At 69.4% G+C, this 23,071-nt stretch carries 22 protein-coding genes; 11 read left to right on the top strand and 11 right to left on the bottom strand.

Going from position 1 to position 23,071, the window contains the following annotated elements:
• Positions 1–10: 10 nt before the first annotated feature.
• Positions 11–1,138, bottom strand: a complete 1,128-nt coding sequence (gene rnd / locus ACF3M1_RS07845; protein ID WP_394005010.1) for a ribonuclease D — start codon at positions 1,136–1,138, stop codon at positions 11–13.
• Positions 1,139–1,227: 89 nt separating this feature from the next.
• Here rnd and ACF3M1_RS07850 point away from each other — a divergent pair, with 89 nt between their 5' ends.
• Positions 1,228–3,087, top strand: a complete 1,860-nt coding sequence (locus tag ACF3M1_RS07850; protein WP_394005011.1) for a formylglycine-generating enzyme family protein — start codon at positions 1,228–1,230, stop codon at positions 3,085–3,087.
• Positions 3,088–3,117: 30 nt separating this feature from the next.
• A complete protein-coding gene (locus ACF3M1_RS07855) occupies positions 3,118–4,038 on the top strand; it encodes a M48 family metallopeptidase (protein WP_394005012.1) in 921 nt (306 codons plus the stop codon).
• A 28-nt stretch (positions 4,039–4,066) separates the two neighbouring features.
• On the opposite strand, the gene phbB (ACF3M1_RS07860) is transcribed toward ACF3M1_RS07855, so the two are convergent.
• The 4 genes from phbB (ACF3M1_RS07860) to gluQRS all read right to left on the bottom strand — a co-directional run bounded on the left by phbB (ACF3M1_RS07860) (position 4,067) and on the right by gluQRS (position 7,234).
• The gene (gene phbB, locus ACF3M1_RS07860; RefSeq protein WP_394005013.1) at positions 4,067–4,813 is read right to left on the bottom strand and encodes an acetoacetyl-CoA reductase; all 747 of its coding nucleotides are present in this window, start codon (positions 4,811–4,813) and stop codon (positions 4,067–4,069) included.
• A 67-nt stretch (positions 4,814–4,880) separates the two neighbouring features.
• Positions 4,881–5,369 (bottom strand): polyhydroxyalkanoate synthesis repressor PhaR, encoded by a 489-nt coding sequence (gene phaR, locus ACF3M1_RS07865; RefSeq protein WP_394005014.1) that lies wholly within the window; start codon positions 5,367–5,369, stop codon positions 4,881–4,883.
• Between the two features lie 162 nt (positions 5,370–5,531).
• Positions 5,532–6,272, bottom strand: a complete 741-nt coding sequence (phbB, locus tag ACF3M1_RS07870) for an acetoacetyl-CoA reductase (protein WP_394005015.1) — start codon at positions 6,270–6,272, stop codon at positions 5,532–5,534.
• 71 nt (positions 6,273–6,343) lie between these two features.
• Positions 6,344–7,234, bottom strand: a complete 891-nt coding sequence (gluQRS, locus tag ACF3M1_RS07875; protein WP_394005016.1) for a tRNA glutamyl-Q(34) synthetase GluQRS — start codon at positions 7,232–7,234, stop codon at positions 6,344–6,346.
• A gap of 155 nt (positions 7,235–7,389) precedes the next feature.
• Here gluQRS and htpX point away from each other — a divergent pair, with 155 nt between their 5' ends.
• Complete coding sequence (gene htpX, locus ACF3M1_RS07880) at positions 7,390–8,292, top strand: protease HtpX (protein WP_394005017.1); 903 nt, start codon at positions 7,390–7,392, stop codon at positions 8,290–8,292.
• 139 nt (positions 8,293–8,431) lie between these two features.
• On the opposite strand, the gene ACF3M1_RS07885 is transcribed toward htpX, so the two are convergent.
• Both ACF3M1_RS07885 and epmB read right to left on the bottom strand, forming a co-directional pair.
• A complete protein-coding gene (locus ACF3M1_RS07885; RefSeq protein WP_394005018.1) occupies positions 8,432–10,510 on the bottom strand; it encodes an EAL domain-containing protein in 2,079 nt (692 codons plus the stop codon).
• A 26-nt stretch (positions 10,511–10,536) separates the two neighbouring features.
• Entirely contained in the window at positions 10,537–11,580 is a 1,044-nt protein-coding gene (gene epmB / locus ACF3M1_RS07890) for an EF-P beta-lysylation protein EpmB (RefSeq protein WP_394005019.1), read from the bottom strand.
• Positions 11,581–11,672: 92 nt separating this feature from the next.
• Between epmB and efp the strand changes: the two genes are divergently transcribed.
• The 7 genes from efp to folE2 all read left to right on the top strand — a co-directional run bounded on the left by efp (position 11,673) and on the right by folE2 (position 17,974).
• Positions 11,673–12,239, top strand: coding sequence for an elongation factor P (gene efp / locus ACF3M1_RS07895; protein WP_394005020.1), 567 nt, complete (start codon positions 11,673–11,675; stop codon positions 12,237–12,239).
• Between the two features lie 417 nt (positions 12,240–12,656).
• Entirely contained in the window at positions 12,657–13,514 is an 858-nt protein-coding gene (locus tag ACF3M1_RS07900; RefSeq protein WP_394005021.1) for a hypothetical protein, read from the top strand.
• Positions 13,511–14,857, top strand: coding sequence for a TRZ/ATZ family hydrolase (locus ACF3M1_RS07905; protein WP_394005022.1), 1,347 nt, complete (start codon positions 13,511–13,513; stop codon positions 14,855–14,857). Before ACF3M1_RS07900 ends, ACF3M1_RS07905 begins: the two co-directional genes overlap by 4 nt.
• 10 nt (positions 14,858–14,867) lie before the next feature.
• Positions 14,868–15,593, top strand: a complete 726-nt coding sequence (ubiG, locus tag ACF3M1_RS07910; RefSeq protein ID WP_394005023.1) for a bifunctional 2-polyprenyl-6-hydroxyphenol methylase/3-demethylubiquinol 3-O-methyltransferase UbiG — start codon at positions 14,868–14,870, stop codon at positions 15,591–15,593.
• Positions 15,590–16,270: a phosphoglycolate phosphatase gene (locus ACF3M1_RS07915; protein WP_394005024.1), complete on the top strand. Its 681-nt coding sequence runs from the start codon at positions 15,590–15,592 to the stop codon at positions 16,268–16,270. The genes ubiG and ACF3M1_RS07915 overlap by 4 nt, the downstream gene beginning before the upstream one ends.
• Positions 16,267–16,938: a phytoene/squalene synthase family protein gene (locus tag ACF3M1_RS07920; RefSeq protein ID WP_394005025.1), complete on the top strand. Its 672-nt coding sequence runs from the start codon at positions 16,267–16,269 to the stop codon at positions 16,936–16,938. Before ACF3M1_RS07915 ends, ACF3M1_RS07920 begins: the two co-directional genes overlap by 4 nt.
• Before the next feature lie 124 nt (positions 16,939–17,062).
• Positions 17,063–17,974: a GTP cyclohydrolase FolE2 gene (gene folE2 / locus ACF3M1_RS07925; protein WP_394005026.1), complete on the top strand. Its 912-nt coding sequence runs from the start codon at positions 17,063–17,065 to the stop codon at positions 17,972–17,974.
• A gap of 135 nt (positions 17,975–18,109) precedes the next feature.
• Here folE2 and ACF3M1_RS07930 read toward each other — a convergent pair whose 3' ends face one another.
• The 3 genes from ACF3M1_RS07930 to yidD all read right to left on the bottom strand — a co-directional run bounded on the left by ACF3M1_RS07930 (position 18,110) and on the right by yidD (position 20,607).
• Positions 18,110–18,943, bottom strand: coding sequence for a M23 family metallopeptidase (locus tag ACF3M1_RS07930; RefSeq protein ID WP_394005027.1), 834 nt, complete (start codon positions 18,941–18,943; stop codon positions 18,110–18,112).
• A gap of 78 nt (positions 18,944–19,021) precedes the next feature.
• On the bottom strand, positions 19,022–20,374 hold the full coding sequence (locus ACF3M1_RS07935; RefSeq protein WP_394005028.1) for a dihydroorotase: 1,353 nt from the start codon (positions 20,372–20,374) through the stop codon (positions 19,022–19,024).
• A complete protein-coding gene (yidD, locus tag ACF3M1_RS07940) occupies positions 20,371–20,607 on the bottom strand; it encodes a membrane protein insertion efficiency factor YidD (RefSeq protein ID WP_096209205.1) in 237 nt (78 codons plus the stop codon). The genes ACF3M1_RS07935 and yidD overlap by 4 nt, the downstream gene beginning before the upstream one ends.
• A gap of 111 nt (positions 20,608–20,718) precedes the next feature.
• On the opposite strand from yidD, the gene dksA reads away from it, so the two are divergent.
• Complete coding sequence (dksA, locus tag ACF3M1_RS07945) at positions 20,719–21,726, top strand: RNA polymerase-binding protein DksA (RefSeq protein WP_394005029.1); 1,008 nt, start codon at positions 20,719–20,721, stop codon at positions 21,724–21,726.
• Between the two features lie 115 nt (positions 21,727–21,841).
• Here the strand turns inward: dksA and ACF3M1_RS07950 are convergent, their stop codons facing one another.
• Positions 21,842–23,053: an MFS transporter gene (locus ACF3M1_RS07950; protein WP_394005030.1), complete on the bottom strand. Its 1,212-nt coding sequence runs from the start codon at positions 23,051–23,053 to the stop codon at positions 21,842–21,844.
• Positions 23,054–23,071: the final 18 nt, after the last annotated feature.

The raw sequence follows: 23,071 nt of genomic DNA on the forward strand, positions 1-23,071 counted from the left end.
AAGCGTCGCATCATACAGAGGCCGTCGATGGTTCGCCAGCCTCGGCGAGCAGCGGCGCGAGCGCCGGTTCGAGCTGCGCGCGTCGCCAGCCCGACAGCGCGCCCGGCCAGTCGGCGCCTTCGACCAGCGCCTCGAGCCATTTGCGCGACGCGAGGATGCCGTCGGGAAGCCCGAGCTCCGCGCTGCGCGTGGCCACCGCCTGCTGCAGGCGCTTGAGCTGCTTGCGGTCCGGCTCCTCGCCACTCGACAGCGGGGCCTCGGCCTCGTCGGGCAGTTCGCTGGTCAAGGCCTGCCAGATCGCGGCGCCGAGCTTGCGCGGGGCTTTCGGATGCGCTTCGAGGCGCTGCTGCAACGCGGCCGGATCGGCCGGCGGATCGCGCGCCAGCAACGTGGCCAGTTCGTTGTCGAGGATCCAGCTGCGCGGCTTGTCCTGCAGGCGGGCCTGCTGTTCGCGCCAGCGCAGCAGGCGCAGCAGGCGACGCTGCGCGTCGGCATCGAGGAACTGGCCGGCGCGACCGCCCAGTTGCGGCCAGCGCTCGCCGTCCAGGTTGCCGGCGGTCGCGACCAGGCGGGCGCAGTCCTCGCGCAGCCAGTCGGCGCGATCGAGTTCGGCGATCCGGGTCGACAGCCGGTCGTGCAGCGCGAACAGGTGTTCGACATCGTCGGCGGCGTATTCGAGCTGGGTCGGCGACAGCGGCCGGCGCAGCCAGTCCGAACGCGTCTCGCCCTTGGGCAGCGCGATGTCGAGCTGCTCCTGGACCAGACGCTGGTAGCCCATGCCGCCGCCCACGCCGGCCAGCGCCGCGGCGATCTGGGTGTCGAACAGCGGTTCGGGCACCGCGCCGCAGGTGTGGGCGAATGCGACCAGATCCTCGCTGGCGCTGTGCATCACCTTGACGATGTCCGGATCCGACAGCAGCGGGCGCAGGGCCTCGGCGATGCCCGGCGCGAGCGGATCGACCAGCAGCACGTCGATGCCGTCGTCGCGTTCGACCGCGATCTGCACCAGGGCCAGCTGCGGCCAGAACGTGCGTTCGCGGATGAATTCGGTATCGAGCCCGACACGGGCGGGAGCGGCCGGAAGCCGCGCGCGGAGACTGGCCGGATCATTGATCCAGCACGCATTGGAAGAGGCCATGCGCGACAGCCTAGCGGCGCGGCCCGGTCGCGGCAATCGCGACGGACCGTGACGTCGCCGCGGCATCGGCGATGGCTTAATCTGACGCGATGCGGTCACGGGAGCCCGGTTTGCGCGGAACCATCGTCGTCAGCGTTCTGCCCTGGCTGTTGCTGGGTGTGCTCGCCGGCTGTGGCCGCGCGGACGGCGACGGCGACGCGGACGCCCAGGGCGACGGCAGCGTGACCATCAGCGGCGACGACGTGATCGTCGCCGAGCTCAACTGGACACCGCCGGTGCCGCGGATCGAGCCCGGCGAAGAGGCCGAGGCGCGCGAACGCGCGGACGCGGCGTTGCGCGACGACGACCTCTATGCCACGTCCGAATCGGCGATCCCGCTGTACATGGCGCTGTCGGGAATCGAAGGCCAGGAGCGCGCCGCGGCCACCGGGCTGCGGCGCGCGCGCGCGCGGCTGCTGGTGCTGGGGGGCATGGCGCTGGACGAAGCCGATACCGGCGATTCGATCGCCGGCCTGCGTGCGGCGCACGCGTTCGCTGCCGTCGCCCGCCATCTCGCCGCCGACGACGCCGACGTGGTCGCGTATCTCGAACGCGTGGACGACAGCGACCGGCTGTGGGAACTCAACCGCAACGCCGAGCGTGCGCTGCAGGCCGGCGAACTCGGAGAATCCGGTGGCGGCGCACTGGCCGGCTTCCGCGCCGCGGCCGCCCTGCGCCCGGGCCAGCCGCGTGCCCTGCAGGGGCTGGCGGCGGTGGAGAGCGCGCTGATCCGCCGTGCCGAAACCTCGGCCGGCGAGGGGGACTTCCAGACCGCGTCGCGCTGGCTGGCCCATGCGATGACCATTCGTCCCGGGTTCGCCACCGTGCCCGATGCCGAGCGGCGGATCGAACGCATGCGCGCCACCCGGATCCGGCAGCTGCGCGATGCCGGCGTGGCGGCGCTGCCGAAGATCAACGGCGTCGTTCAGGCCCGCGAGCGCCTCGCCGAGATTCTGGTCATCGCCGAACCCGGTGATCCGGTGGCGATGGATCTGCGCGAACGCATCGACCGGGCCGTGCATTACGGCGACTTCCGCCCCGGCCAGGTCTTCACCGATGCGCTCGAAGGCGGCGCGCGCGGGCCGCAGATGGTCGTGCTGCCGCACGGCGGTTTCATGATGGGCGCGCTTCCGGGCGACGAGGACGCCGACGACAACGAAAAGCCGCGGCATCCGGTGCGCTTCGAGCGCGGCTTCGCGATGGGTGTCCGCGAGATCACGGTCGGCGAGTTCCGGCGTTTCGTCGATGCCACCGGCTACCAGGCGCGCGCGGTGCGACGCGGCTTCTCGATGGCCTACGACGAGCGCACCGGCAACTTCCTCCGGCGCAGCAACGTCGACTGGCGCTCCGATTACGTGGGACGTCCGGCCGGCGACACCATGCCGGTGCTGCACGTCAGCGCCAAGGACGCACAGGCCTACGTCGACTGGCTGACGGCGCAGAGCGGCCGGCGTTACCGACTGCCGAGCGAGGCCGAGTTCGAATATGCCTTCCGCAACGGCAGCAGCGAACGCTATCCGTGGGGCGAGGGCACGCCGCCCGAAGGCGCCGGCAACATGACCGGCGCCCTCGACCGGTCGCCGTCGGGCCGCACCTGGGGCAACGCGTTCGCCGGGTATGGCGACGGCTACTGGGGCCCCGCGCCGGTCGGCAGTTTCCAGCCCAATACCTGGGGCGTGCACGATCTGGCCGGCAACGTCAGCGAATGGATGGCCGACTGCTGGCACGCGACCTACCGTCGTGCGCCCGGCGATGGGTCGGCCTGGTTCAATCCCGGCTGCCGCGACCAGGTGATCCGCGGCGGCTCCTGGGCCAGCTCCCCGGTGCAGACCCGCGCCAGCTGGCGTGCGTTGGCGCAGGTCGACACGACCAATGCCAGAATCGGCTTCCGCGTCGTCCGCGATCTTTGACCCCGCCGTTCCCCGGCATCGGAGCACACCATGAGACAGGATCCTTTCGGCCGCGGTGACCGGCGTCCCGCCGGCCGCGCGCCCCGGCGCGGCATCAACATGCGCTTCGTCATCCTGCTGCTGTTCGCGGGCTACGGCGCGTACTACTACCTCTCCAACCGCTCGACCGATCCGGTCACCGGCGAGACCGTGCTGATCGACCGCGCGCTCGATGTCGAGGACGAGAAGGCACTCGGCCTCGAGGCCTACGAGCAGATCCTGCAGCAGGAACGCCCGGTGCCGGCCGACAGCGAGATCGCCCGCGACGTACGCGCGATCGCCGACCGGCTGATCGCCAAGGTGGGCGTCGTGGAAGCCGAACTCGCGCGCGAGAACGGCCTGGAGCCCACGCGCTTTTCCGAGAGCTTCGACTGGGAGGTCAACGTCATCGACTCCGACCAGGTCAACGCGTTCTGTCTGCCCGGCGGCAAGATGGCGGTCTATACCGGCCTGGTGCCGGTGGCCCAGAACGCCGATGCGATGGCGGTGGTCATGGGCCACGAGATCGCCCACGCGCTGCTCCGGCACGGCGCGCAGCGCATGGCGCAGCAGCGACTGACCCAGGTCGGCCAGATGGCCGGCGCGATGAGCGGCATGGATCCGCAGCAGCAGCAGATGGTCATGGCGGCGATGGGCTACGGCTACCTGCTGCCGTATGCGCGCAAGCACGAGACCGAAGCCGATGTCGTCGGCCTGATGCTGGCCGCGGCGGCCTGCTTCGATCCGCGCGAATCGGTGCCGTTGTGGGAACGCATGAGCGCGGCCAGCGGTGGCGAGGCGCCGCCGGAGTTCTCGTCCACGCACCCCAATCCCGGGACGCGCATCCAGAACCTGCAGAGCCTGATTCCCAAGGCGATGGAATACCGGGCCAAGTTCTGCGAGGACGCGCAACAGACCGCACTGGCGCAGTAACCGGCCGGGCGTCGGGGCGCCCGGACCGTCAGAACCCCATCAACAGGCCGCCGTTGACCGGCAGGTTGATGCCGGTGATGTAGCCAGCCTCGTCGGCGGCCAGAAACGCCACGGCGCGCGCGATGTCGTCCGGCGTGCCGACGCGGCCCACCGGTACGCTGGCGACCGTGCGCGCGAGCACCTCGGGCGGCATCGCCGCGGTCATCGGCGTGGCCACGTAGCCGGGCGACAGGCTGTTGACGGTAATGCCCTTGGCCGCGACCTCGCGCGCCAGCGACATCGTGAAGCCGTGCAGGCCGGCCTTGGCGGCGGCGTAATTGGTCTGGCCGAAGTTGCCGGTCTGGCCGCTGACCGAACTGATGTTGACGATGCGGCCGAAGCCGCGCGCGACCATGCCCTCGACCGCGGCGCGGCACAGGTGGAACGCGCTGTCGAGATTGATGCGCAGCACGTCGTCCCACTGGTCGGCCGTCATCTTGCGCAGCGTCGCGTCGCGGGTGATGCCGGCCGCGTTGACGAGGATGTCGAGCCGGCCGTGTCGGGTTTCGATCTCCGCGATCGCGGCGGCGCAGGCGCCGGCATCGCCGACGTCGAGCGCATGCGTGGTCACCGGCAGGCCGGCCATGTCGGCAGCGAAGGCGTCCAGCCGCGCGGCGTCGGCCGGCAGGTCGGCGGCGACGACATGGACGCCGCGTTCGGCGAGCTGCCTGCAGATGGCGCGGCCGATGCCGCCGAGGCCGCCGGTGACGACGGCGACGCGTGGTGTCTGGGTCATGCGTGGGTTTCCGTATGCGGACACGAAAACGGCGCGGAGTCCGCGCCGTGTCGATCGTGCGGCGGGATCAGCGGCCGCGTTTGGGCGGGTCGCGATCGGCCGGCTTGGTGGTCGGTGCGACGCCGGTGACCATGGTCTTCTGGAATTCCTTCCACAGCTCCATGTTGCGTTCGGTCAGCTGGTTCATCATCGTCCAGGGCGTCTGGCCGAGCAGGCCGCCCATCTGCTGGCGGAACTGCTGCTGCTGGTCGAGGAACACCTGCATCGAGCGTTCGAGATAGGTGCCCATGAAGCCCTGCATCGAGTCGCCGTAGAACCGGATGATCTGGCTCAGCAACTGGGTGGACAGCACGGGTTCGCCGTCCGACTCATGCTCGGAGATGATCTGCAGCAGAACCGAACGCGTGAGGTCTTCGCCGCTCTTGGCGTCGCGCACCTCGAACACTTCGCCATCGACGATCAGCTGGCGCACGTCCTCGATGGTGATGTAGCTGGAAATCTCGGTGTCGTAGAGCCGGCGGTTCGGATATTTCTTGATGATGCGCGTTGCACTCATGAAGCCAACACTCGGTCTTTGATGCCGTGCAGCATGGCGTAGCCCCGGAGGGCACGCAACTGGACGAACGGGCTGAATGGGGTCGGACGCGGTCGTGGCGCGACTGTCCGGTCAGGTACGGAGCGACGGAAGTCCGCCGCGTTGCGCGGCGGACCTGCACGTTCACCAGCCCATGTGGTGGCCGCCGTTGATGTCGAGATTCGAGCCGGTGATCCAGGCCGCCTCGTCGGCGACGAGGAAATTGACCGCGTAGGCGATCTCCTCGGGGCGTCCGAGCCGACCGGTCGGGATGTCGGCGGCGATCTTGGCGCGTACCTCCTCGGGCACGGCCATCACCATGTCGGTGGCGACGTAGCCGGGCGAGACCGTATTGACGGTGATGCCGAGCTTGGCGTTCTCGCGCGCCAGCGAAATCGTGAAGCCGTGCATGCCGGCCTTGGCCGCGGCATAGTTGGCCTGACCGTACTGTCCCTTGAGTCCGTTGATCGAGCTGATCTGGATGATCCGGCCCCACTTGCGCTCGCGCATGCCCTCGATCACCGGCCGGGTGACGTTGTAGACCGAGTTGAGATTGGTGTTGATCACGTCCTGCCACTGCGCCGGCTGCATCTTGTGGAAGGTGCCGTCGCGGGTGATGCCGGCGTTGTTGATCAGGATGTCGACCGGCCCGAGCTGGCCTTCGACCTCGCGCACCATCGCTTCGGCGGAGACATGGTCGGAGACGTCGCCGGCCGCGAGTGCGATCTCGTAGCCCGCGTCGCGCAGCTGGCGCTGCCACGCCTGCGCTTTCTCCTCGTTACGGTAGTTGGTCGCCACCCGATAGCCGTTGTCCGCCAGCCGGCGCACGATCGCCGTGCCGATTCCTCCGGTTCCTCCGGTCACCAGTGCCACGCGTGCGCTCATTGCATCCCTCCGATTGCCTGCATCACCGACGCGGCGACACTCGGGCCAGTCTAGTCAAAGCCTCCGTCGCGTCATGGTGCGGCGCACAATGCATGGTCATGACGTGGAATGCGGTCGGCGTCGAATGCCTGGCGGGCCGCCTCGAGAAACACGTGCGCCTCGTCGGCCTGCGGCAGCGGCGATTGTCCGAGCTGCGCCCAGGCGCGCCGCAGCGCGGGCAGGGGGCACGCGGGATCGACCGGCAACGCACCGTGGGACTTGGACAACTTGTGGCCCTCGGCGTCGAGAAGCAGCGGCAGGTGCGCATAGCGCGGCGTCGGCAGGTCGAGCAGGCGCTGCAGCAGGATCTGCCGCGCCGTCGAGTCGAGCAGGTCGGCGCCGCGCACGACCTCGGTCACGCCCTGCGCGGCATCGTCGACGACGACGGCCAGCTGGTAGGCCCACAGGCCGTCGGCGCGACGCAGCACGAAATCGCCCACGGCCTCGCCGACATCCTGTTCGATCCGCCCCCGCACGCGGTCGTGGAACGCCACCCGCGTGCCGACCGGCACCCGCAAGCGGATCGCAGGGTCCGACCGGACGCCCGACGCCACGCACGCGCCCTGATGGCGCCCGTCGTGCGCGTCGAGATCGCGGCGGCTGCAATGGCAGACGAACGCGTCGCCGCGTGCGAGCAGCCGGTCGAGCGCCTGCTGGTAGACAGCATCACGATCGCGCTGTCGCAGGACTGGCCCGTCCCACCGGAAGCCGAATGCACGCAACGCGTCGAGCTGCCGGTCCGCCATACCCGGCACGTCGCGGATCCGGTCGACGTCCTCGATCCTCACCCGCCACAGGCCGTCGTCGTGTCGTGCCATCAGCCAGCTGCCGAGCGCGGCGAGCAGGGAGCCGGCATGCAGCGGGCCCGTCGGCGACGGCGCGAAGCGCCCGACGATCGGGCGCGTCGGGTCAGAAGCGGTCATCGGCACCATCGTCCGGAACTGTCCCGATCATGAACTGTCAGAATGCCGACACGCGCGCGGCACGGCGCGGGAATTGAAATCTTAACGCTGCGGTCGCACATCGACCCAGCACGACGCTCCGCCTTGCACAGGCTTTCGAAAAGAATCCGACTCCGATGATCAAACGCTATGCCCTTCTCATTGCCACCAACCTCGCCGTGCTGGCGCTCGTCAGCATCGTCATGGCGGTCCTCGGCATCAGTCCGGCGTCCTACGGTGGCTTGCTGGTGTTCGCGGCGCTGCTGGGCTTCGGCGGTGCGTTCTTCTCGCTGGCGATCTCGAAGTGGTCGGCCAAGCGCTTCACCGGCGCCCAGGTCATCACCGAGCCGCGCAACGAGTCCGAACGCTGGCTGCTGAGCACCGTCCAGCGCCAGGCCGAGATGGTCGGCATCCGCACGCCCGAGGTGGCGATCTACGACGCGCCGGAGATCAACGCGTTCGCGACCGGCGCGCGCCGCGATGCATCGCTGGTCGCGGTGTCGACCGGTCTGCTGCGCGCGATGACCCGCGACGAAGCCGAGGCCGTGCTCGCGCATGAAGTCGCGCACGTCGCCAACGGCGACATGGTGACGATGACCCTGCTCCAGGGCGTCATGAACACCTTCGTGATCTTCCTCGCCCGCGTCGTGGGCCGCGCGGTCGACGGCTACCTCAACGGTGGGCGCGACAACGGCGGCGGCATCGGCTACTTCGCGGTGGTTTTCGTGCTCGACATGGTGTTCGGCCTGTTCGCGTCGATGATCACGATGTGGTTCTCGCGCCATCGCGAGTTCCGCGCCGACGAAGGCGGCGCAATGCTGGCCGGCCGCGAGAAGATGATCGCCGCGCTCGAGCGTCTGTCGCTGACCTACGGACAGAACACGCTGCCCAAGCAGGTGGCCGCGTTCGGCATCAGCGGTGGCGTCGGTGGCGGCCTGAAGAAGCTGCTGATGAGCCATCCGCCGCTCGAAGATCGCATCGCCGCATTGCGCAATGCGCCGCCGGACAGCTCGGCGGTGAAGCAGGGTTTTCTGGCCTGAGCCCAGCTGCGCATCGAACGAGAAAGCCCGCCATCCGGCGGGTTTTTTTTTGTGTACGGCAGCGCTGCTTGCGCGCGATGCAATTGGGCGGCGATGCCCCTCGCGCGCAGGCGCGCGCCTACGAAGGTCGGCTCCGCGCTTATTCGAAGTCGTAGTTCATGCCCGGGCCGGCCGCGGCCAGGAAGTTGCCCTGCACGTAGTCGATGTCGGCCGCGAACAGGATCGACATGCTGGTGGCGTCCTGCACGAACTCGGCGATCGTGCGGATGCCGATCTGGCGCGCACGCCGCGCGATCTCGGCGATCCGCTCCTGGTTCTCCGCATTGCCCGCGAGATCGTCGGTGAAGCTGCGGTCGATCTTCAGCAGATGCGGCTGCAGGTGGGTGAGCAGCTGGAACGAATCCAGGCCCACGCCGAACTGCTCGAGCGCGAAGCGGCAATCGAACCGCCCGATGCTCGCGGCGAAGGCCTGGGCCGCCTTGAGGTGCGTGAACACCTTGGACTCGGGCAGCTGCAGGACCAGGTATTCGCCGGGAACCTGATGCGCGGCGAGCTGGGCACCGATGAACTCCGCGAGTTCGTCGCCATCCAGCGAGGCCTGGCTGATCTTCACCAGCAGCGTCGTCGGACGGTGCTCGCGCAGGCGCTGGCCGATCGCGGCGATCGCCCGGCCGACCACGTAACGGTCGATCTCGGCGAGCATGCCGTTGTCTTCGGCGATCGGCAGGAAGGTGCCGGGCGAGATCAACTCGTCGCCGCCGTCGAGCCGCAGCAGGATCTCGTAGACCGCGGCCGTGTCGCCCTGCAGGTTGATCACCGGCTGGTAGTGCAGCAGGAAGCCGTCGTCGTCGAGCGCGCCGCGCAGGCGCGTGACCCAGGCCTGAATGCGCTCTTCCTCGACCCGGTCGGTGGCGCTGGGATCGAAGATCTCGCTGCGGTTGCCGCCGGTGCCGGATGCGGATTCGAGCGCACGCGTGGCCCGCGCCAGCACCTGGCCGACGTTGGCGATCTTCTCGCCGATCTGCACGCCGCCGATGCTGACGCTGACGACGCTCGAGCGCGCGCCGATCTCGAACAGCTGCGCGGAGAAGCCCTCGCGGATGCGGTCGGCCACGGCTGCGGTGGCGTGGTAGTCGGAACCCGGCAGCAGCACGGCCAGGGTGTGGCCGGCATAACGCGCCGCCGTCGCGCCGTCGCCCAGCAGCCCACGCAGGCGGTCGGCCGCGGCGGCCAGCAGGGCGTCGGCGTGGTCGAGCCCGATGTCACCGAGCAGCTGGTGGTGATGATCGGGCTCGATCATCAGGAAGCCGTACTGGCGATCGGCCTGTGCGGCCTCGTCCACCGCGTCCTCGAGTGCGCGCAGGAACGCCGGACGGTTCAGCAGGCCGGTCACCTGGTCGCGGTGACGCAGCTCTTCGAGTTCCAGCGCGAGATCGGGATCGATCAGCTCGCGGCGGCGGAACACCACCTGCAGGCAGGGCTCGCCTTCGTACTGGGCGGTGGTGAACTCCATCGCCGCGGGAAACGCGTTGCCGTTGATGTCGCGCGCCTCGATCTCGTGCCGCGGCGGTGGCGGCTCGCCCTTGGCCAGCGATTTGAGAAGGGCCTTGAAGCCTTCGACGTGTTGCGGCGCCACCATGTCGAGCAGCGAGATGCCCTCGATGTCCTCGAACTGCTCGTAACCGAACATGTCCAGGTAGGCGCCGTTGGCCCGGATGTGCATGCCTTCGTGGATGTAGGCGATCGGGTCGCGCGACGAATCGATCAGCGCGTCGCAGCGGCGTTCGGTTTCGCGCACGCGGCTTTCGAGGCGGCGCAGGTTGCGGCGCGCATCGCGATCGGACCAGGCCTCGCGCACGCTCGCCAGCAGCTGCTGGGGCGCGTGGCGCAGCGCCACGGTGCGCGCACCGGCCAGGATGGAGTCGACGAAGCTGGTCTCGTCGAGCGTGTCCACCACGGCGATGACCGGCAGATCGCGCCCGGTTTCGGCGACGCGCTGCATGACCTGGGCGAACGGCACCAGGGTGGCGCTGCGGGCGGCGAGCACCAGGTCGATGGCCTGGTTGGCGGCGATGCGACCCAGTTCCTCGTCCGACTCGGGGCGTGAAGGACGCACGGCGACGCCGGCGTTGCGCAGTCCGCTGACGATGGCTTCAGCATCCTCGACCCGGTCGTCGACGATCAGCAGGCGCAGGGCGGTGTCGGCTTGGGTCGACATCAAGAGCTCCGTGGCAGAGACCGGCGTTATGCCACGGGGGGGCGATTCCGTCCATCGCTGTCATCGTGGAGCGCACGTTTGGAGGCGTCGCCTGCGACTTCGCGCACAAGTCTGGGCACGAGATAGCCCGACTGCCGGGCGACCAGGGCTGCATGCAGCGCCAGGGCGGTGGCATCGTCGATCTCGAAATGGGCCGCCCCGGCGACGCGGTCGAGCTGGTGCAGGTAGTAGGGCAGCACGCCGGCTGCCAGGCCGCGCTCGGACAGCGCGGCCAGCGCATCGACCGAATCGTTGACGCCCTTGAGCAGGACGGCCTGGTTGAGCAGCAGCGCGCCGGCGTCACGCAATGCGTGCATGGCCGTGTCGACCGAGGCGTCGAACTCGTTGGCGTGATTGGCGTGGACGACGACGACCACGGGCCACGGCAGCGCCTGCAGCCACTGGCAGAGTTCGGTGTCCACGCGCTCGGGCAGCACGATCGGCAGGCGGGTGTGGATGCGCAGGCGGCGGACGTGCGGAATCGCGCGCAGCGCATCGGTGAGCTCGGCGAGCTTGGAGGTCGCCAGCGACAGCGGATCGCCACCCGACAACAGCACTTCCTCGATCGAGGCGTCGGCGCGTATCGCGTCCAGCGCCGACGCCCAGCCGCCGGCGGCGGCGGTTTCGTCGGCATAGGGGAAATGCCGGCGGAAGCAGTAGCGGCAATGCACCGCGCAGCTGCCCGTGGCCACAAGCAGCGCGCGGCCCTCGTATTTGTGGATCACGCCCTGGCCGGCCTTGGCCGCGCCGTCGCCGACCGCGTCCACGCCGAAACCGGGCACGGGGCGCATTTCGTCGTCGAGCGGCAGCACCTGGCGCAGCAGCGGGTCGTGCGGATCACCGTGGCGCATGCGCGCGACGAACCCGCGCGGCACCCGCAACGGGAACTGCGCGGCGGCGGCCTCCGAGACGCCCAGCGCGGCCTCGCGCAGGCCGAGCAGGGCAAGCAGTTCACGGGGGTCCCGCACGGCCTCGCGCCAGGCCTGCTGCCAGCGCCGCGGCTGCATCGGGAGGGGGGCTGCGGGTATCATGTGCGATTGAATCCGTAGAGCCGTCCGCGCGTGTCGCGGCCCGGGACCCAACATTGTAGCCGCCGGCGTACCCGGCCCAGCAGGAGCGAAAGATGGCCAGTTATGGCATGAACGACGTCAAGAACGGCCAGAAGATCCTGGTCAACAACGAGCCTTGCGTCATCATCGACACCGAGTACGTGAAGCCGGGCAAGGGCCAGGCGTTCACGCGCATGAAGTACCGCAACATCAAGTCGGGCCGCGTCGTCGAACTGACGATGAAGGCGACCGACTCGGTGGAAGTGGCCGACGTCATGGACACCGACATGCAGTACCTCTACAGCGACGGCGAGTACTGGCACTTCATGAACCCCGAATCCTTCGAGCAGGTCCAGGCCGACAAGGCCGGCATGGGCGGCGCGGAGAAGTGGCTCAAGGGCGAGGAGCAGTGCGTGGTGACGCTGTGGAACGGCACCCCGATCGCGGTGCAGCCGCCGAACTTCGTCGAGCTGCTGATCACCGAGACCGATCCGGGCGTCAAGGGTGACACCGCCGGCACCGGCGGCAAGCCTGCCACGCTGGAAACCGGCGCCGTGGTGCGCGTGCCGCTGTTCGTCGCCCAGGAAGAAGTGATCAAGGTCGACACCCGCTCGGGCGAGTACGTCAGCCGGGTGAAGTGATTGATCCGCAGCGAAATCGCGAAGCGATTTGCGTCGCGGATCAATCATCCCCGCGCAGGCGGGGATCCAGCGTCTCTGCGCGTGCGGTGTGACGTCAGCGAAATCGCGAAGCGATTCGCGTCGCGGATCCATCATCCCCGTGCAGGCGGGGATCCAGCGTCTCTGCGCGTGCGGGATGGCGTCAGCGAAATCGCGAAGCGATTTGCGTCGCGGATCAATCATCCCCGCGTAGGCGGGGATCCAGCGTCTCTGCGCGTGCGGGATGGCGTCAGCGAAATCGCGAAGCGATTTGCGTCGCGGATCCATCATCCCCACGTAGGTGGGGATCCAGCGTCTCTGCGCGAGTGGCGTGGCGTCAGCGAAATGGCAACGCGATTTGCGTCGCGGATCAATCATCCCCCTGCAGCCGGGGTCAGGGTGCCCGTATCCACGGTCAGTGAACGCGGGCGCGCGTTCCGCCTGCGCCGCTGGCTCTGCGCGCTCGCGTGCCTGTCGGCGACGGCTGGCGTGCAGGCGATGGATGCAGCCGCGCCGCGTGATCCCTGCGGCGCACAGGCGCTGTATGCACTGAGCGAGGCCGGGCTGCTGCCGCCCGGCGATACGCTGCCGATCGTGTCGCAGGCCTGCAGGATCTGGCCGTTCGATCCGACGCTCGAACTGGCCGCGGTCGCCTATCCGTCGTCGGCCGACGACCGGATGGGCGAGCGGGCGCTGCGGCTGGTCGTGGCCGTGCTCGATGCCAAGGACGCGCGGGTGCTGTCGACCCACCAGATCGATCTGGGCGAGGATGCGGCGTTCGCGCTGGCCGAGGACGGCATCCTGCTCGACACCGCGCGTTATGATCTCGCGCGTGGCATCCGTGCGTTCGGCGTCGTGCTGCGCAGTTCGGCGCCCGGTCCGAGCTGTCCGGACGGACGCGCCAACGACGAGATGACGCTGTATGTCCGCGACAGCGAACGCCTGCGCCCGGTATTCACCTCCCACCTCGATTTCTGGGCGCGCGTCGAAGGCGAGCCCTGCAGTTGGGCCCGCGGCCAGCGTCTGGTGACCGAGGAGGCGCGCTTCACCATCGAGGTGCAGCCTACGGTTCATCACGGCTTCGCCGACTTGCGCGTGCAGGCGAACGTGACGCGCACCGAGACCGTGACCGGCAGCGATCGCGAGCAGTCCTCGCAGCGGCGCGACAGTCGGGTGCTGCGCTACGACGGTCTGCGCTACGACGCCCGTCCCTTGCAGAACGGGTTCTTCTGGATACAGGACACCGAGAGCGAATGAGCATCCAAGACGCGCCCCAGCCCATCGACCTGCTGATCGAAGCCGCCCATGTCGTGCCGGTCGAACCGCATGCGGTCGTGCTCGACGACCATGCGGTGGCGGTGGATCGCGGCCGCATCGTCGCGGTGCTGCCGATCCGGGAGGCGCGCCAGCGCTTCGCCCCGGCGGAGACCGTGTCGCGCCCGCAGTCGGCAGTGCTGCCCGGTCTGGTCAATGCGCATACCCACAATCCGATGACGCTGCTGCGCGGCATCGCCGACGACCTGCCGCTCAAGGTCTGGCTACAGCAGCACATCTGGCCGATCGAAGGCGCGGTGATCGGGCCGGCATTCGTCGCCGACGGCATCACGCTGGCGCTGGCCGAGATGCTGCGCGGCGGCACCACCTGCGTCAACGAGAACTACTTCTTTCCCGACGTCCAGGCGGCGGTCTACAAGCAGCACGGCTTCCGTGCGCGCGTCGGCCTTCCGGTCATCGATTTCCCGACCGCCTGGGCCGCCAGCGACGACGAATATTTCGACAAGGCCGGCGCCGTGCACGACCAGTGGCGCGACGATCCGCTGATCGCGATGGCGTTCGCGCCGCATGCGCCGTACACGGTCAACGACGCGAACTTCGAGCGCATCCGCATGCTCGCCGACCAGCTCGATCTGCCGGTTCATCTGCATCTGCACGAGACCGCGCAGGAGGTCGAGCAGTCGCTCGCCGACCACGGCCAGCGTCCGATCGCGCGCCTGGATCGCCTCGGGCTGGTCAACGACCGGCTGATCGCGGTGCACATGACCCAGCTCACCGAAGGCGAGATCCATCTGTGCGCCGAGCGCGGAGTCAGCGTGGTGCACTGCCCGGAGTCGAACCTCAAGCTGGCATCGGGGTTCTGCCCGGCCTGCGCGCTGCAGCGCGCGGGCGTCAACATTGCGATCGGCACCGACGGCGTCGCCAGCAACAACGATCTCGACATGTTCGGCGAGACCCGCACCGCGGCGATTCTCGCCAAGGCCGTCGCGGGCGACGCCGCCGGCTTCGACGCGTTCACCGCGCTGCGGGCGGCGACGCTGGGCGGCGCGAAGGCGATCGGCTTCGACGACCGGATCGGCTCGATCGAGCCGGGCAAGGAGGCGGATCTGGTCGTCGTCGACCTGTCGCCGGTCGAGACCCAGCCGTTGCACCACGTGGTCTCGCAGCTCGTCTACGCCGCCGGCCGCCATCAGGTCAGCGACGTGTGGATCGCGGGCCAGCCCAAACTGCGCGAGCGCGTGCTGGTCGGCTTCGACCTGGACGCGATCGGTGCCAATGCGCGCCAATGGCGCGACCGTATTTCCGCGCTGCAGATCGGCGCCTGACGAGGTTCGTATGACCGCCCCCCACGAGTCCGCACGACACGACAACTTCCATCAGGCCGAGCTCGACAAGTTCGGTGCGTTGGCCAACCGCTGGTGGGACACCGGCGGCCCGCAGAAGGCGCTGCACGCGCTCAACCCGGTGCGCCTGGAGTACGTGCGCCACCGCGCGCAACTCGACGGCGCCGACGTGCTGGATGTCGGCTGCGGCGGTGGCCTGCTGAGCGAGGCCATGGCCCGGCTCGGCGCCAGGGTGACCGCGATCGACCTGGCCGAGGATCTGGTCAAGGTGGCCACGCTGCACGGACTCGAGAGCGGCGTGCAGGTCGATTACCGGGTGCAGTCGGTCGAGGCACTGGCGGCCGAGCGCCCGGGCAGCTACGACGTCGTGACCTGCATGGAAATGCTCGAGCACGTGCCGGATCCGGCCGCGATCCTGCAGGCCTGCGCCACGCTGCTGCGGCCCGGCGGGCATCTGTTCGTCTCCACGCTCAACCGCACGCCGGCCGCATTCGCGCTGGCGATCGTCGGGGCCGAGTACGTGGCGCGCCTGCTGCCGCGCGGCACCCACCAGTACGCGGCCTTCATCAAGCCCTCGGAACTCGGCGGCTGGCTGCGCGCGGCAGGCCTGCAGCTCGACGACGTCAGTGGGCTCATGTACGAACCCTGGCGCAACGGCGCGCGGCTGATCCCGCGCACCGACGTCAACTACGTCGCCTGGGCGCGGAAGCCGGCGTGAGCGACGCGGCCCGTTTTCCGCCCGGCGCGCTGTTCGATCTCGACGGCACGCTGCTCGACAGCGCACCGGACATGCTGGCGACCGTCAACCGCATGCTCGGCAGCCGCGGTCGCGCGCCGGTCACGCTGTCCGACATCCGCCCGGTCGTCTCGCGCGGCGCGCGCGCGATGGCGTCGGTCGCGTTTCCCGAACTCGACGCCGACGGCGTGGCCGCGCTGGTGCCGGAATTCCTGGCCGTCTATGGCGAGGAACTCGGCCGGCACAGCAGGCCGTTCGACGGCGTCGAGGCGATGCTGGCCGCGCTGGAAGCAGCCGGCACGCGCTGGGGCATCGTCACCAACAAGCCCGAAGGCCTCGCCCAGCGCATCCTGCCCCAGCTCGGCTGGCAGGACCGTTGCGCGGTGCTGATCGGCGGCGACACGCTGGCCGAACGCAAGCCGCATCCGTTGCCGTTGCTGCATGCGGCCGAGGCGATCGGCCTGGCCCCGGCCGCCTGTGTCTATGTCGGCGACGATGCGCGCGATATCATCGCGGCGCGTGCGGCGGGTATGCCGTCGATCGTCGCGCTGTGGGGCTATCGGCTGGAGACCGACGATCCGGTGGCCTGGCAGGGCGACGTGATGGTCGAACAGCCCGCGCGACTTCTTGCCCCTGCCGCCTGGCCGGTCCCGGCGTGACCGCCGTGATCGACGACGGCGAGGACTTCCTCGCCAAGTGGCGGCGGCGCTGGCCCGAATGGCGGATCGGCATGGCCTTCGTCGCGCCGTCCGAGCAGGCCCGCGTCGAAGCCTGGTTCGCCCTGCTCGACGAGTTCACCGATGCGGCCTGGGGCGGGGCGGATCCTACGCCTGGCCTGGCCAAGCTCGCCTGGTGGCAGGAGGAGCTCCAGGGCTGGGCCAGGGGCGCGCGCCGGCATCCGTTGGCGACGACGCTGCAACGGCTGGATGCGCCATGGCAGACGCTGGCCCTCGCGCTGCGCGTGCTGCCGGCGACCCGCGAGGCCGCCTCGGATCCCGCGGACACCGCGCAGCAGTTGCGCGATCTGGCGCGCGCGATCGATGCCTGCGAGGCGCGTCTGTTCGGTGACCCGGCTGCAACGGGCGCCGCCGAATCTGCGCTGGTCGCACCGCTGCTCGCCGCTCGCGCCTGCCTGCATGGCGATCGCGCCGAGGCCCAGGCGCTGCTGGCCGCGTGGCCTGCGAGCGGGCTGGGCCGTCGCAGCCGGCGGATCGCCAACGCGATCCTCGCCGGTCGCCTGCGCGGCCTGGCACGTTCCGGTCAGGCGCGGCCCGCGCGTGGCCCGGCCACGTTGTGGGCCAGCTGGCGCGCCGCACGCGCGCGCTGACGTGCCGGGGCGGGTCGGCGCAGGAAACGCTCCGTTGCGGGGCTGCGTCCGGGGGAGCCGGTAAACTTGCGGGCTTCGCGGTCGCGTCTGTCGATCGCCCCGCATCTTCCCCACGAGTCCGCCCTTGAGCATTCCCGCACGCACCCAGCCCCTTCCCGATGTCGCCGGCGACCAGGCCCAGGCGGCCCGCCTGCTGGACTGGGTGGGCATGGCGCGGATCGCGCTGCCGCTGCAGATCGAAGCGGGCGAGGGCGGCCCCGTGACCGTCGCCGCGTCGGCGGACATCGGCGTCAACCTGGTGGATCCCGATGCCCGCGGCATCCACATGTCGCGGCTTTATCTGCACCTGCAGGACGCGCTGTCGAGCGAGACCCTCGGGCGCCGTTCGCTGCAGCGTGTGCTGCAGGACTGCATCGACTCCCAGCGCGGGCTCGCCGACCGGGTCCAGCTCACCCTTCGCTACGAGCAGATGCTGCGCCGCCCGGCGCTCGCCAGCGGACACAGCGGATGGAAATCGTATCCGGTGGAGATCGACGCGGTGCTCGGACCCGACGGGCTGGCGCTGACGCTGGCGCTCGCGGTCGAGTATTCGAGCACGTGCCCGGCGTCGGCCGCGCTCTCGCGGCAGCTCAACGCGGACCGCTTCGCCAGCGATTTCGCCGGCGCAGCCCCCGATTTCGACGCCACCCATGACTGGCTCGCCTCGCCGCGCGGCCTGGCGGCCACGCCGCATGCGCAGCGCAGCCGCGCCGACGTGCGTCTGGCTCTGAACGAGGACGTCGACGCCTTCCCGGTGCTGGCGCTCGTCGACGCCCTCGAACACGCCCTCGGCACGCCGGTGCAGACCGCGGTCAAGCGCGAGGACGAGCAGGCGTTCGCATCGCTCAACGCCGAGAACCTGATGTTCTGCGAGGACGCCGCACGCCGGGTGGCCGCTGTGCTGGCCGCCGATCCACGCGTCGCACGTTTCGACGCCACGGTCTCGCATTTCGAAAGCCTGCACGCGCACGATGCGGTGGCGCGGGTGCGCGGTTGAGCGTGCGCGTCCGGACGCCTGCTGGACCGCTTCGGCGGAGCGATTGAAGAACGGAGCGGTCGGGCCGCTCCTTTTTTATGCCGGCAGTGATCGAACCGGCACTGTGCGACGACGGAGCTCGCGGGCGCCGTCGACTCAGCGCTCCAGCACCAGCTGCGGATCGATCCGCACGTCCAGCCAGTTCATGCCCCAATGCAGATGCGGCCCGGTAGCGCGGCCGGTCGCGCCGACGGCGCCGATGACCTGGCCCTGTTCGATGCGGTCGCCGACCTTCGCGTCGATGCGCGAGAGGTGCAGGAAGTTCGAGCTCACGCCGTGGCCGTGGTCCAGCAGCAGCGTGCCGCCGGTGAGATAGAGGTCGGGCGCGGCGAAGGTGACGATGCCCGCGGCCGGGGCCTTGACCGGCGTCCCGGTGGGCGCGGCGATGTCCATGCCCGAATGCGGTGAGCCCGGCTGGCCGTTGTACGAACGTGCACGGCCGAAACGCCCGCTGATGCGGCCCTCGACGGGCCGGATGAAGCCGTTGCCGAAATCCACGCGCGCGTCGTCGCGGACGCGCGCTTCGGTGACCTGCGCCTGTTCGCGGCGGATGCGTTCGGCGATCGCCGGCGGCGGATTGACCGTGGCTGGCGGCACACCATTGATGCGTTCCACCGGCCAGTCGCGTGGCGTGATCGCGATCGACGCCGTGTCCCGGCGGCCGTCCGCGCGCGTGACCTGCAACTGCACCGGCCCGGCCTCGTCACGGCCGACGCCGATCACGACGGTGCCGTAGTCGCTGACGCGGACCGCGCGGTCGCGATAGACGACACGAGCACCCGCCGGCACCTTGCCGACGACCAGGCTGCCCTGCTGCACCTGCGCTGGAAAGCGCACGTCGCCCGCGTCCTGCGCCGTCAGCGGCGCGGCCCATGTGAGCAGCGAGACGAGCGTCAACAGCAACGCGAAGGGATGGCGGCGTGGGGTCATGCGGAAGGCCCGGCAGGAAGAGAAAAACAGCCGGGAACGCTACGTCCCCGGGAATGAACTCGATGTCGCGCCGACGCCTCAGCGCGCGAACGCGAGGCGCTGGCCCGCCGGATCGCCGACCAGCCGGCTGCCGTCCCACGCCAGGCGACCGTTGACCCAGGTCGAAGCGATGCGCGAACGGAACGTGGTGCCCTCGAACGGCGACCAGCCGCACTTCGACAGGACCTGCTCTCGTGTCACGGTGAACGGGGTGTCCTCCACCATCACCAGATCGGCGAAATAGCCTTCGCGCAGGAAGCCGCGCTCGACGACGTCGAACAGCTGCGCCGGCGCATGCGCGAACTTCTGCACCACGCGGGTGATGTCGAAATGGCCTTCGTGCACGCATTCGAGCGCCGCGGTGAGCGCGAACTGCACCAGCGGCAGCCCGCTCGGCGCACGCGTGTAGGGGTTGTTCTTTTCCTCGAGCGTGTGCGGCGCGTGGTCGGTGGCCAGTACGTCGATGACGTCGTCGGCGATCGCCTTCAGCAGTGCGGCGCGGTCGCGCTCGTCCTTGATCGCCGGGTTGCACTTGATGAGGTGGCCGAGGCGCGCGTAGTCGGGGCGGGCGAAGCGCAGGAAGTGGATGCAGGTCTCGGCGGTGATGCGCTTGCGCAGGCGGCCCTGCGCATCGACCAGCGGGCCGGCTTCGAACAGCCCCAGTTCTTCGGCGGTCGAGATGTGCAACACGTGCAGGCGCGTGTCGTGCTTGCGGGCAAGCGACAGCGCGAGCTGCGTCGACTTCATGCAGGCCTCGCGCGAGCGGATGTCCGGGTGGCATTCGGCCGGGATGTCGTCACCGTACTTCACCACGTACTCGCGCTGGATCGCGTCGATCGTCGGCGTGTCCTCGCAGTGCGTGATGATCGGCACCGGGGTCTCGCGGAAGATGCCGTCGAGGGTTTCCGGATTGTCGACCAGCATGTTGCCGGTCGAGGCGCCCATGAACACCTTGACGCCCGGCGTGGTCAGCGGATCGATCCGGCGCACGTGGTCGAGGTTGTCGTTGCTCGCGCCCATGTAAAAGCCGTAGTTCGCGCGGGCGCGGCCCGCGGCGCGGTCGTACTTGTCCTGCAGCACCTCGGCACTCAGCGTCGGCGGGCTGGTGTTGGGCATGTCCATGAAGCTGGTCAGGCCGCCGGCGACCGCAGCGCCGGACTCGGTCGCCATGTCGGCCTTGTATTCCATGCCCGGTTCGCGGAAGTGCACCTGGTCGTCGATCATGCCGGGCAGCAGCCAGCGGCCGGCGGCATCGACGATGTCCGGATTGCCGCGCGCCGGCAGGTCGGCACCGATCTCGGCGATGCGGCCATCGGCGCCGATGCGCAGGTCGGCGTCGGTGATGCGGCCTTCGTTGACCAGTCGTGCGTTGCGGATCAGGGTCTCGGTCATGGCTTCGGGTCCAGTTTCGGCATCGGCACGGGGTCGTGTCCGCCGGGATTCAGGGGATGGCAGCGGGCGATGCGTCGCAGCGCCAGCCAACCGCCGCGCAGCACGCCGAACCGCGCGATGGCGACCATCGCGTACGACGAGCAGCTGGGATGGAAACGGCAGCGCGGGCCGAGCAGCGGGCTGATGACGCGCTTGTAGCCACGCAGCAGGGCAATGAGGAAACGCTCGATCACGGCACGTCGGCAAAGGCGATGAATACAGGGGCGATCGTGGTTGCCGCTGCAGGGTTTGCAGGGTATAACACCCCGCTTCCCCGTCCAAGGGAATGACAAGGAACGCAGCACGTGGCCGTCAAAAAACTCGCGAAAAAGGCCGTGAAGAAGGCCGTCAAGCCCGCCGCCAAAGCCCCTGCGAAGGCCGCGGCCAAGAAGTCGCCCGTCACCAAGAAGGCGGCGCCCGCGAAGAAGGCTGCCAAGCCCGCGGCCGCTGTGAAGAAGACTGCTGCGAAGAAGGCCGTCGCCAAGGCGCCTGCCAAGAAGGCGGCGCCGGCCAAGCCGGCCGCCACGCGCGCGCCGGCGAAGAAGGCCGCGCCTGCCAAGTCCCCTGTCAAGAAGAGTCCGAAGACGGCGGTGGCCAAGGCCGCGCCGTCCAAGCCCGCGGCGAAGCCGAAGGCCGCCGCTCCCGCGGCGGTCAGCAAGCCCGTCGCCAAGAAGGCCGCACCGGCGAAGTCGATCAGCGACAAGCCCGCGGCCGCCCCGGAGACCACGCCTGCCAAGGCGGCTCCAGTGAAACCGGCCGCGTCCAAGACCGCGGCTTCCACTCCCACAACACGTCCACGTCCGGCCGGCAAGGTGGCCGTCGCGGGCGTTGCGCGCCAAGCGGAACCGGCGCCCAAGACGAAGGTGAAGGTCGTGCAGTACAAGACCGATGTAGAAACAGGTCGTCCCATCCTCCCGGAGGGCTACAAGCCCAGCGCCGACGAGGAATACATGAGTGCATTGCAGCTCGAATATTTCCGTCAGCGCCTGCTCAACTGGCGTGCGGACCTGGTCGAGGAGTCCAAGCAGACGATCGAGAACCTGAAGGACGAGGTCCGCGATGTCGGCGATGAGGCCGAACGTGCGACCCGCGAAACCGAGAACTCGCTCGAACTGCGTACCCGCGACCGCTACCGCAAGCTGATCGGCAAGATCGACAGCACGCTCAAGCGCGTGGATTCCGGTGAATACGGCTACAGCGTGGATTCGGGCGAGGAAATCGGTCTGGAGCGTCTCGAAGCGCGTCTGACCGCCGAGCGCACGATCGACGAGCAGGAACGCTGGGAGCATCTGCAGAAGCAGATGGGGGATTGATCGAGGGGCCGGGATTCGTGATTCGAAGAACCGGCTCCCGGACGACCGATCCAGATGAAAAGCCCGCCGGATGGCGGGCTTTTCTTTTGAGGAGACGGCGGCCCGGAATCGCCGTTCACGGGTGCCGGGCCAGCTCCCGCAGATCCAGCCGGCGCAGCACCGGGGCCTTCTTCGCGGTCACTGCGACCACGCCCAGGGTCATGAAGCCGCCCAGCACCACGGCGGGCACCAGGCCGAGCAGGCGCGCCATCGAGCCCATGTAGAACGCGCCGATCTCGTTCGACGAGCCGACGAACAGCCCGTTGATCGACGACACCCGGCCGCGCATGTGGTCCGGCGTGGCCAGCTGCATGATCGTCGAGCGCATCACCACCGAGACGCCGTCGCACATGCCCGACAGGAGCAGCAGGAACGCCGACAGCCAGAACGCCGTCGACAGGCCGAAGCCGATCATGCACAGCCCGAAGCCGGCCACCGCGATCAGCAGCACCCGGCCGGCGTTGCGCTGGATCGGGTTGCGCGCCAGCCAGATGCCCATCGCGACGGCGCCGAGGGCCGGCGCACCACGCAGGATGCCCAGGCCTTCTGGACCGTAGTCGAGAATGTCGTGGATGAACGCCGGCGCCAGCGAGATCGCACCGCCGAACAGCACGGCAAACATGTCCAGCGCCAGCGCCGCGAGCAGGATCTGGTGCCCGAAGACGAAGCGCGCGCCGTCGGCAATGCTCGCAAACACCGGTTCGCGCTGCAGCCGCGGCGCCGGCTCGGTGACCTCCATACGCGCCAGGAAGACGATCACCGTCAAGGCGAGGACCGCGGCGAGCACGAACACGCCGGGAATGCCGATCGGCGCGATCAGCAGCCCGCCGATCGCAGGACCGAGCACCAATGCGCTCTGGAACACGATGCTGCCGAGACTCGCCCCGCGCACGTACTGCTCACGCGGGAGCACGCGTGCGAAGAGCGCGTTGTAGACCGGCCCCAGAAACGCGCGAACCATGCCGGTCAGCACGATCGGCAGATAGAGCAGCCAGATGCTGCCGGCTATCACGTCGAGCACGATCAGCGCCAGCAGCAACGGCGTGAGCGCGAGCCCGGTCGCGGCGACCATGCCCAGCCTGCGCCGCGGGAGATGGTCGACGAGGTAGCCGGCGAACGGCGCAACGCAGAAGTAGGGCAACACTTCCGCGAGGCCGACGAGCCCGAGCATCCACGGGTTCCCGGTTTCGGCGTAGATGTGCCAGCCCACCGTCACCGCGACGATCTGGTACGACAGGATCGTGCAGATGCGGTAGCCGAGCAGGGCGCGGAAATTCCGGTTGCGCAATGGCGCAGCACGGCTGGT

This window comes from Luteimonas sp. WGS1318 (assembly GCF_043187535.1).
GTDB lineage: Bacteria > Pseudomonadota > Gammaproteobacteria > Xanthomonadales > Xanthomonadaceae > Luteimonas.

Coding starts and splice junctions, on each gene's coding strand:
- phbB (WP_394005013.1), bottom strand. CDS start 4,813: ATGACCCAGACACCACGCGTCGCCGTCGTCACCGGCGGCCTCGGCGGC.
- ACF3M1_RS07930 (WP_394005027.1), bottom strand. CDS start 18,943: ATGACCCCACGCCGCCATCCCTTCGCGTTGCTGTTGACGCTCGTCTCG.
- gluQRS (WP_394005016.1), bottom strand. CDS start 7,234: ATGACCGCTTCTGACCCGACGCGCCCGATCGTCGGGCGCTTCGCGCCG.
- htpX (WP_394005017.1), top strand. CDS start 7,390: ATGATCAAACGCTATGCCCTTCTCATTGCCACCAACCTCGCCGTGCTG.
- epmB (WP_394005019.1), bottom strand. CDS start 11,580: ATGATACCCGCAGCCCCCCTCCCGATGCAGCCGCGGCGCTGGCAGCAG.
- ACF3M1_RS07885 (WP_394005018.1), bottom strand. CDS start 10,510: ATGTCGACCCAAGCCGACACCGCCCTGCGCCTGCTGATCGTCGACGAC.
- ACF3M1_RS07905 (WP_394005022.1), top strand. CDS start 13,511: ATGAGCATCCAAGACGCGCCCCAGCCCATCGACCTGCTGATCGAAGCC.
- ubiG (WP_394005023.1), top strand. CDS start 14,868: ATGACCGCCCCCCACGAGTCCGCACGACACGACAACTTCCATCAGGCC.
- ACF3M1_RS07935 (WP_394005028.1), bottom strand. CDS start 20,374: ATGACCGAGACCCTGATCCGCAACGCACGACTGGTCAACGAAGGCCGC.
- efp (WP_394005020.1), top strand. CDS start 11,673: ATGGCCAGTTATGGCATGAACGACGTCAAGAACGGCCAGAAGATCCTG.
- ACF3M1_RS07850 (WP_394005011.1), top strand. CDS start 1,228: ATGCGGTCACGGGAGCCCGGTTTGCGCGGAACCATCGTCGTCAGCGTT.
- ACF3M1_RS07855 (WP_394005012.1), top strand. CDS start 3,118: ATGAGACAGGATCCTTTCGGCCGCGGTGACCGGCGTCCCGCCGGCCGC.
- rnd (WP_394005010.1), bottom strand. CDS start 1,138: ATGGCCTCTTCCAATGCGTGCTGGATCAATGATCCGGCCAGTCTCCGC.
- phaR (WP_394005014.1), bottom strand. CDS start 5,369: ATGAGTGCAACGCGCATCATCAAGAAATATCCGAACCGCCGGCTCTAC.
- phbB (WP_394005015.1), bottom strand. CDS start 6,272: ATGAGCGCACGCGTGGCACTGGTGACCGGAGGAACCGGAGGAATCGGC.